Below are 10,184 nucleotides of genomic sequence, written 5' to 3' on the forward strand. Positions count from 1 at the left end.
TTGGTATGGAGTGCGTTCCCTTGCCCGCTCTGAGCCAGATACTGTCCTTGTCGGAATTTCTGATCAAAGGGGTCGTGACGATCGTCACAAGATGCCATTCATTTTGCGTGGGCATTGCGTTGGGAGCGCTTTATCCGCCAAGATCGGCGATCTCTTCCGACTGCGGGTCTCGTCGTTGTGCCCGCGTTTCTTAGGGGAATTTCGCGTGTTCGGTCTTGGGTGGAGTATGCGCAGACGCGGCCTGCGCGGTTTCGTCGAGGGTGGCGCACGCGAGATAAACCGACCCGCCCGAACACTGTCGGTGTCCGTGGCTGCACTCCTTCTCACGGGGACGCTCACGCCGACACAGGCATACGCGACGCGGACTCCGTCGCGGGCGAACGTCGACCTGCCCGAACTCCAGAAGGAGAAGCCGGTCCCGGGCGCGGACAGCGCTGCGCAGTTCAAGCTGCCCGCGGCACCGGGCACACAGGTGGAGTACACGCCGACGAAGACCACCCCCCCGGACGGCGGCTCCGGGCAGATCGTCATCGGCGGCGCCCAGTCCTCACTGGCGCGTACCGTGCAGGGAGCGGACGGGTCGAGGATGCGGCAGGCGGGAAGTCTGCCGATCTGGCTCGGCCCCGCCGGGGGCACCTCGCCCACCACGGTCGGGAAGTCGTCCGCCGCTTTGACGGACGTCGCCGCGACGGGCACGTGGACGGTGACGGTGTCCACCCGGGCGGCCACCGAGGCCGCGGGCATCGACGGTGTGTTGATGAAGCTCGATCCGTCGCCCGACGCGACGCCGGCCACCCTGAAGCTGAACTACGACGCGTTCGAGCAGCTGTACGGTGCGGGATGGGGATCGCGCCTGAAACTGGTCCAACTCCCGGAATGCTTCCTGACCACCCCGGACGCGCCCGGATGCACCGAGCAGGTCGACCTCGGATCGGTGAACAACGGGGCCACCAACGACGTCACCGCGACGATCACCCCGCCCGCCACCGCATCACCTCCCCAGGGAGCGGCGGCGGTGGCCGCCTCGGCCAGCGGCGGCTCGATGGTCGTCGCCGCGACCGGCGGCAAATCCGGCGACGCTGGCGACTACCAGGCGACGTCGCTCCAACCTTCGGGCAAATGGACGGCGGGAGGCTCGGCCGGCGGGTTCAGCTGGCAGTACGGGATCGACGTGCCGCCGGTGGCGGCCGGCCCCAAGCCCACGGTGGCACTGACGTATTCGTCGCAGTCGGTCGACGGCCGCACGTCGGCCACGAATAATCAGGCCTCGTGGGTGGGCGACGGCTGGGATTACCAACCCGGCTTCATCGAGCGTAGCTATCGCAGCTGCAAGGGCGACAAGACCAACGGCAACAACACCAAGGACACCGGCGACCTTTGCTGGGGCAGTGACAACGCCGTCATATCCCTCAACGGCTCCTCCGTGGCACTCGTCAAGGACAACACCACCGGCGCCTGGAAACCCGCGTCGGACGACAACACCCGAGTGGAACACAAGTTCGGCGCCACGAACGGCGACGACAACGGCGAGTACTGGGTCGTCACCACGCCGGACGGCACGAAGTACCACTTCGGACTGAACCGCCTGCCCGGATGGACGACCGGCAAGGCCACGACGGACTCGGTGTTCACCGTGCCGGTCTTCGGCAACCAGCCCGGCGAGCCCTGCCACCAGAACTCCTACGCCGACTCGGCGTGCGACCAGGCGTGGCGATGGAACCTCGACTACGTCGAGGACACCCACGCCAACGCGATGGCCCTGTACTGGAAACAGGAACGCAACTGGTACGCCAAGAACGCGAAGACCGACCAGCCCAAGTCCTACGTCCGCGGCGGCTGGCTGGACCGCATCGAATACGGCCTGCGCGCCGACACCGTCTACTCCCGCCCCGCCCCCGCCAAGGTCTCGTTCGTCGTCGGGGAACGATGCCTCGTCACCGAGTCGTTCGACTGCGCCGAGTCGAGGTTCACCAAGTACTCCACCGACGCCCTGCACTGGCCCGACACCCCCGTCGATGCCCTCTGCAAGGACACCGGCAAGTGCTACGCCGCAGGCCCCACTTTCTGGACGCGCAAGTGGCTGACCACCATCCTCGCTGAGGTAGCCAAGACTCCGGGCTCCGGCGAATACCGGCGCGTGGACGAGTTCGAGCTTAAGCACAACTTCCTCAGCACCCGCTACGACACCAATCCCCCCGCCTGGCTCGACTCCATCAGGCGTATCGGCTACGCCCCCGACGGCACCACGGCGTCCCTGCCCCCGGTGACGTTCCACGCCAACGCGGTGGACATGCCGAACCGGCAGTCCAAGCCGGGCGAGGCACGCCCGCCGTTCAACCGCCTGCGCGTGGAGAGGGTCTTCACCGAGACCGGCGGTGGCATCGCGGTGAAGTACTCCGCGCCGGACCCCGTCTGCAACCCGGACGCCACGAAACCGAAGCCGGAGGAGAACACCTCGCGGTGCTACCCGGTGTTCTGGTCGCCGGACAGCGCGGACGAATCGAAGATCGAATGGTTCAACAAGTACGTCGTTATCCAGGTCGACGAAGAGGACTTCGTTGCGGGGGCACCGGCCAGGTCCAGTCGCTACGAATACCTCGACGGTGCGGCTTGGGCGAAAGATGACAACGAGTTCACTAAGCCGAGTGAGCGCAGCTGGAACGAGTGGCGCGGCTACGAGCGTGTCGTTTCTCGGATCGGAAGAACGGACCCGGCAGAGGGCACTGTTACCTCCAAGACCGAGACCCACTACTTCCGTGGCATGCACGACGATCCTACGAAGACCGGCAAACGAACCGTCGAGATCAAGGATTCCACAGGTGCCCGGGTCGCCGACGACCTCCGGGCCTACCAGGGGATGACCGCCGAGACGATCAGCTACCTGGGCGATGGTCAAGGCATCGGGTCGCGCACGGTCAACAAGCCCTGGAGTCGGGTGACCGCGACCCATGATCGTTCGGATGACCTGCCTCATCTCCAGTCGGTCCAGACGGCGATGGAGAGCAGCGAGACGGTCCAACCCATCAGCGGCGGACGTACCCGGACGACTCGGAACCGGACCGTCGAGTTCGACCCGACCTACCCGCTGCCCATCCGAGTCGAGTCCACCGGGGATACGGCCGTCGGGAGCGACGAGCACTGCTCGGTCACGTCCTATCTGCACAACACCGAGCTGAACCTCATCGGCGTCGCCAACGCCACTCGGGACACAGCCGGTTCGTGCGCGCAGGCGGACAATGCCGGACCCGAGCGAGTCCTGGCAATGACGCGCAAGGCGTTCGATGGGCTCGCCCAGGGCGCCGTCCCGGTACGGGGCGACATCACTCGGACCGAGATCACCAAGGCCGACGGCACGGGCACGGTCGAGATTTCCCGCACCGAGTACGACCCGCTCGGTCGACCGACCAGGACCTTCAACCCGTTCAACCAGCCCACGACCACCGAATACACCCCGGCGGCTGGGGGCGCGGCACCTTCCCGAACAGTGGTCACCAACGCTCTTGGACACACGACGAGCACCGAGTTCGACACCGGCCGCGGGCTCGCGTCGTCCAAAACCGACGCCAACGGGCGAGTCACCAAGACCGCGTACGACGGACTGGGACGCCTGGCCAAGGTCTGGTTGCCCGAACGCGCCACGGGAGAGCAAGCCCCGGGACTGGAGTACACCTATGACGTTTCCGGCTCACGGCCGAGCGTCATCACTTCCAGGACCCTGCGCGACGACGGCACGTATGCCATCGGCAAGACCCTCTACGACGGACTGTTGCGAAGCCGTCAGACCCAGAACGAGGCGGTGGGGCCGGGGCGAATCGTCACCGATACGTTCTACAACGCGAGCGGATCGGTGCGACGGGAGAACGCCAAGTACCTGACCGCGGGCACACCCTCGGACCAGTTGTACGTAGCGCTGTCGAACACGCAGATCCCGGCCTGGAACGAGACCGCGTACGACGGCCTGAGCCGCCCCACCATGATCAGCGCATGGAACGCCGGCACCCGGGCCTTCGAATCCCGGCGGGAGTACGGCGGCGACTACGTCCTGGAGATTCCGCCTCCAGGCGGCATCGCGGAACGGGTGTGGTCGGACGCGCTGGGTCGGGTGGTCAAACGCGATCAGTTCACCGATGCCGGGCGCACCGCCTTCACCGAGACGAAGTACGAATACGACGCCCGAGGCAATGCGTCCAAGATGACGGACGCGGCCGGGAACCAGTGGAGGTACACATACGACGCGCGTGCCCGGCTGATCGAGGTCGACGACCCGGACAAGGGTAAGTCGGCCTACACCTACGACGAAGCCGGTCGTGAGATCGGCTCCACCGACGCGCGTGGGGTGACGAGATCCCGCACATGGGACGTGCTCGACCGACCGACCAGTGTGCGCAACGGTGGACCGGACGGCCCTGTGGCCACCGAATGGGCCTACGACGGACCCGGCGCCAAGGGCATGCTCCGGCAGTCCACCGAGTACTCCGGCGGCAGGGCCTACGTTGAGGAGATCACCGGCTACGACCAGGCGTACAGGATCACCGGTCGCACAATCCGGATACCCGCCGCAGAAGGCGCGCTCGCCGGCGACTACCGCTACTCATACGCATACAGTGCGACCGGCGCACTTACGGAGACGACCGTTCCGGCGATCGGCCGGCTGCCCGAGGAGAATGTGGTCGTCCGGTACAACCGGGCCGGGTTGCCCGTCAGCACATCGGGCAGCGCTTGGTACACGTCCGACGTCGTCTACAACCCGTTCGGCGAGGTGCTGCGCAGCGTCTCGGGGAGTGCTCCCACCCGAGTGTGGACGACGAACTTCTACGACGAGTTCACCGGACGCCTGGTCCGAAGCGCGAACCACGCCGAGACTGCCCCGTACGCCCTCAACGACACCTCCTACACGTTCGACGTGTCCGGGAACGTCACATCGATCAAGGACCGTTCCCCCAACGCGGCCGGGACCACGATCACCGACACACAGTGCTTCTCGTACGACGCCCGTCGATTGCTCAGCAAGGCATGGACGGCGACCGACGGGTGCGCGAGCGCGCCCCGCACCGGTACCGGCGGAACGGTCGGTGGTCCGGATGCCTACTCCCGCTCCTACGCATACGACGCGGTCGGCAACCGGACGTCCGAGCAACAGCAGGACCCGGGCGGCGACTCCACCAAGGACATCGGCCGCAGCTACGCATTCGAGGCGGCCGGCACCGGTTCGACGCACGCCCTGACTTCGGTGACGCAGACCGGCGCCGGCGCCGGAGTACGCACCTTCGGCCGCGACCCGTCCGGAAATATGACGAGTCGTCAGTTCGAGGGGCGCAACCAAACCCTGACCTGGGGCATGGACGCCCGCCTGGCCAAGGTCGAGGACTCGACAGCCGGACCCACCGAGTTCGTCTACGGCGCCGACGGCGAACGACTGCTGCGCCGCACTCCGAAGGGAACGACCCTCTTCCTCGGCGAGACCGAGGTCACCCTTGCGCCGAACGGCACGCTCTCGGCCCGGCGTTCGTACACGCAGGCCGGCGTGCCCACGGTCGTCCGCAACTCCGGGACGCCGAACCGGCTCAGCGCGGTACTCGCCGACCATCATGGCACCGGCCTGACCTCGGTGGACTTGGCCCCCGGCATGGCCGTCCAACGCCGGAGAACCACGCCGTTCGGGGAGACGCGCGGGCCGGCGCCGGTGAACTGGCCGACCACCAAGGGCTTCGTGGACGGGGACGTCGACGACACGACCGGCCTCGTGCACCTGGGAGCACGCGAGTACGACCCGACCACCGGACGATTCATCTCCGTCGACCCGGTTATCGATACCGGAAACCCGCTTCAGATTCATCCGTACCTGTACGGGTACAACAATCCGTTGACCTTCAGCGACCCCAGCGGTCTCCTGGGCATGCCCAAGTGGGCCAAGAAGACCATCAAAACGGTCAAGAACGCCACACCGATCGTGCACACCGTACTCGACGTCGCCGGCATGGTGCCGGTGGTCGGCGAGGCCGCCGACCTTGCCAACGCGGGAATCTACGCTGCCGAGGGCGATTGGGCCAACGCGGCCATTTCGGCGGTCGGCGCCCTGCCGGTCGCTGGCAACGCCGCAACGGCCTACCGCACAACACAGCACGCGGTGGACGCCTCGGCGACAGTGGCGAAGAAGGGCGGATCCAAGAACGTCCCCAAATTTGAGAAGGGCAAGAGCCCCGGACGGCCGCTCAAGAGCCCCAAACCCGAGAAAATGACCGATGCCAAACGAAAGGATCTGCAACGCCCCGACGACGGCTGGATCAACCTCTATCACGCCACGACGGTGCCGGCGCTCGAGAACATCCTGCAGAACGGGATCGTCGTCGACTACAGCAAAAGGCACGCAGATTTCGGAGTCGCATTCTATGTGACCAACGACATCAACCAGGCCATAGACTGGGCAAAACGCGCTTCGGGCGAGGGTAGCGGCCAAGGTGTGATTCTGCACTTCCGGGTGCCGAAGGATTTTCTCTCGCAATACAATGGCAAGACGTTCTACTGGGCCAACAACGAATGGGAGGAAATGATTCGCAAGCATCGAACCGCGAAGAACCCGCCCGGCGTCTACCACAACTACGACTACGTGGAAGGCCCGATATTGCGCGGCAAGACCGACGTCGACAACTATCCCGGCCCCTACAGCAGCAGTGGGCATCAGATCGGGATATCCGCCGCAAGGATGGGTGCGGCACTGGGTGCCTACCTAGTCGGGATCTACTTCCTGTAAAGTGCAGGGGTTTCGCTCACTACGCCGAGCGGGGACACAGCCTCCTCGCCCGACGTTGTATCCGGGCCGGGAACAGGTCGGTCCCGCGAGAGGACAGCACATGGAATTCGCCGTGGACCACTCCGAAGACGGTGCGGAGTACCTGGAGGAAATCGTCCGGTACATCGCTCGAGAATATGAGGTGCCGGAAACTGAGGCCCTGGTGCGAGTGGATCGTTTTTTTCGGCCCTATCGTTGGAATTTCGATGGTGAAGAAGCGATCGAGGGCCTCTACCACCGCCACGTCGACGAATGGGCGCGCATCATCTACTGGGGTTTTGACGAGTGGGGGGACCCACGAAGCCCGGGGGAGGGGCCGCCCCGGCCATTGCCGAGTCCCGGCGACCCCCGGCTCGGCGGTCGTGCATTGGACGAAGGGAACATGCAGATCAACATTGTTCTCACCTGGGACGCCACACTGGACGAGGTCGGCGCTGCAGTCACCGGCCACCCGGTGACGACCAATGGATTGGGCGCGCGCTTCGAGGTCGGGGCGTTTCGGGTCGGTGTCGTGCCCGGACCGGGCAGGTTGGACGAGGGGCGTTGGCTGCTGAGCTGCCGGCCCCGGGCGGACGCGTCCTGGCAGGACGTCGTGTTGACGACGCGTGAGATCACCTGCAGTGCCGAACTCGCGGGAGCAGAGGGGGCCGATGTGGAAATGTTGGACTTCGGCGGACCCACCCGGATCCTGGCGACTAGCCACTGGGCCCTATTGTGAGTGTGTGTTTGGGTGGTGGTGGTTGGTCGTCAGTCGAGTGCGGGCGTGGCGTGGGTGTTTGTGTGCTGGTCGGGGGATGAATGACCGTGGTCGTTTCGACTGTCACGGGGGTGACCATCGACTGACGTCGGGTGCCTGACACAAGCGGGTTGTTCTGTCACGGGGGTTGCCCATTCCTGTGTCAGGCCCCCGTGGTGCGGGTGTGCCGGCTGTCATGGCGAGGAGTCGTTCTTCGGTTTCGGTACGTCCTGCTGCCGGTTCCTCGGATACGGCAGTGTTGCGGCCGTTGGTGGTGCGGCGTCTGCCGGCCCTGGCGGAAGCGGGTGGTGTCTCCCGCGCGCATGTGGCGGTCGCTGCCGAGGCGGTGGGGGTGTCGGAGCGCACGGTATGGCGCCGGCTTGGCGGCAGCGCGCGAGTCGGGCCGTGTGGACCCGCCGGGACGTGACCGTTTCACTCTCGATGACACGCTCTGGTCATGCCTGTCGGACCTGGGCCCGAACGTGAGAGCCCAGCACCGCTGGACGAGCGATCGGGCCGCGGCCCTCGCCGAGGACGAGCCGGGAACGGCGCCGATGGTGTCATTGACGACGCTCTATCACGCGGTACGTCGTGACCTCTCCTCGGGACGTGTGCTTCGGATCGCCTGTCCGACTCGCGGGTCGGACGCGGACCGCTACGACCAGGCCTTGGCCGACTTGGCACTTCCGGGAACGGTGGACGAGCAGGGCCGGCCCGCGCCGCCGGTTTCGGCTACCGAAACCGACCGCCGGAACCGACCCCGCCGCGACCCGGCCGTCGCCGTCCGCCGGCGACGCCCGCCTGTACGCACCCGGCGCGCACCCGGTGTCGACACGCCAACTCGGCGCGGTCACCCAAGCGCTCGCCCACACCGTTGCCGCCCACGGGATCGTGTGCGTGTACGGCGACCCCGGACACGGCAGGACGATCGCGCTCCACCAGGCCCTGCACCTGCTCCCAACCCTCTCCCGTCGCTGTCGACGTTCCTGCACGCACTCCACCGGGACCCGACCGCGGGGGAGCGGACCGGCCACCGCAACGGCCCCGAAACCGCCCGCGCCCTGGACGTGTTCGCCAAGCGCCCCCACACCCGGGGCAACCACGTCCGGGAAGCCGACCACGAGCGCCGTCAGGCGCTGTGCAACCGAGTGGGGGTGGAAGACCGCCACCGCCGTGCTGTCGCAGCAGCGCGGTGAAGCCGGGGGCAGGCCGAGCCGGGAGACGCCGGTGAGGTCGAAAGCAGCCCCGACAACGACGGGACGGTCCGGTATCGCCGGACGGAGCGGGCCCGGCAAGCGAGAGGGGAAGGTGTACGCGAGGAACCAGCGGCTGAACGCTCCTCAAGCCTGAAACACCGGCTCGAATCTGGCGGATACGGGCTGGGCAGCGGTGCGCACCCGTTCCCCTCGTGTCGGGGCGGGGAACTCCCGGGCCGAATGTGGTCGTCGGTCGGGAGGCCACAGTAAAGGTCTGCGGCGTAACCGTGGCGAGGCCGCAAGGGGCACGGCTGGGCACCTCGCCTGTCGATCGGTTCACAGTGAACACGGGAACCACCCCGGCGGCCCCCGACCTCCCGACATCCGGTCGGGCGGGGTCGCCTTCCCACACGTACTGTTCGTGTTCGGTGATGGTGATGCCGTGGTCCCGGCGGCCGACGCTGCCGTGTGCGGTCCACGCGTCCCAGGCGGTCTCGAACGCGTCGAACAGGCGCCGGGGTCCGCCCTGTTCGACGCGAGCGCTGCCGTCGGGCAGGGTGGTGACGACGGCCCAGGACGAGGTCCCGTCGTGGATCCGGGCGTTGACGCCGTCCTGATCGGTGTCGGTGGTGTGGACAGCGTCGGGCGGCGCCATCCGCAGCGCCCACAGCAGGTTCACGTCGGTGCGCAGAGGGGTGATGTCGCGGTCGACGGTGCGCTTGTCGTCGGGGGCGCGGGCGGCGCGGACCTGCGTGTACGAGCGGACGGTGGCGGCGGGAGCCGGAGTGCCGCGTGTGCTCATGAACCGGGCGAGACCGTGCATCCACCCGCGGGCCGAGCGGTGGTCGTCCGCGACCGTGACCGCGAAGCGGCCCGGACGCCCGAGCGGGAACACCAGGTCGCCGCCTCGTCGTTCTCCCACCTCGGCCGTCCTTGGAGCGGATCCGCACGCGGTTCCCTTCGAAGGAAGAGGCCGACCGGGCACCCTGCCGGGACGGGTGCGGGCAGGCCGGACCCGAGCAGCACTGCCTGCACGAGGCTGTGAACTGGCCGCGCACGCCGGACGATCACGCGATCCGCTGGTCGGAGCCGGTTCGAGGTGTGATCATGTCGCGCTGTGACCGACACCGACGACAGGTTCGAGCTCCGTGACCGCACAGGGGCGCCGTACGCCGGATTCTGCGCGGTGGGGGTGGCCGTCACCGCGGTCGTCCTGGTGGTGCCGGGGTTCCCCGCGGCTGTGGCAGTGGCGTGCCGGGTGGTACTCGGTGTGGTGCTTCTCGCGCTGACCGTCCGCTGCGTTCGACGCGAGTCGGCCCTGTGCCCCGACATGGAGGGCGCGACCGTCGGACGGGGAATCCAGCGCTGGTACTTCGCCCGGGATGACGTGTGTCGGGTCGTGGTTTCCGGCTTCGGCTCCCGCGCGGTGCAGTTCCACTCGCCGCCCGACGACCGGCTGCAC

General features: G+C 67.3%; 3 protein-coding genes. All 3 read left to right on the plus strand.

The features are described 5' to 3' along the window. Window positions 1-91: 91 nt before the first annotated feature. Window positions 92-6,751, plus strand: a complete 6,660-nt coding sequence (locus ABIA38_RS44520; RefSeq protein WP_424644769.1) for an RHS repeat-associated core domain-containing protein — start codon at window positions 92-94, stop codon at window positions 6,749-6,751. Window positions 6,752-6,851: 100 nt separating this feature from the next. Continuing rightward, complete coding sequence (locus tag ABIA38_RS44525) at window positions 6,852-7,508, plus strand: hypothetical protein (RefSeq protein WP_424644770.1); 657 nt, start codon at window positions 6,852-6,854, stop codon at window positions 7,506-7,508. Between the two features lie 2,331 nt (window positions 7,509-9,839). After that, the coding region (locus ABIA38_RS44530) for a hypothetical protein (RefSeq protein ID WP_424644771.1) at window positions 9,840-10,184 on the plus strand (345 nt) is incomplete at its 3' end.

The organism is Embleya sp. AB8, from assembly GCF_049739465.1.
Classification (GTDB): domain Bacteria; phylum Actinomycetota; class Actinomycetes; order Streptomycetales; family Streptomycetaceae; genus Embleya.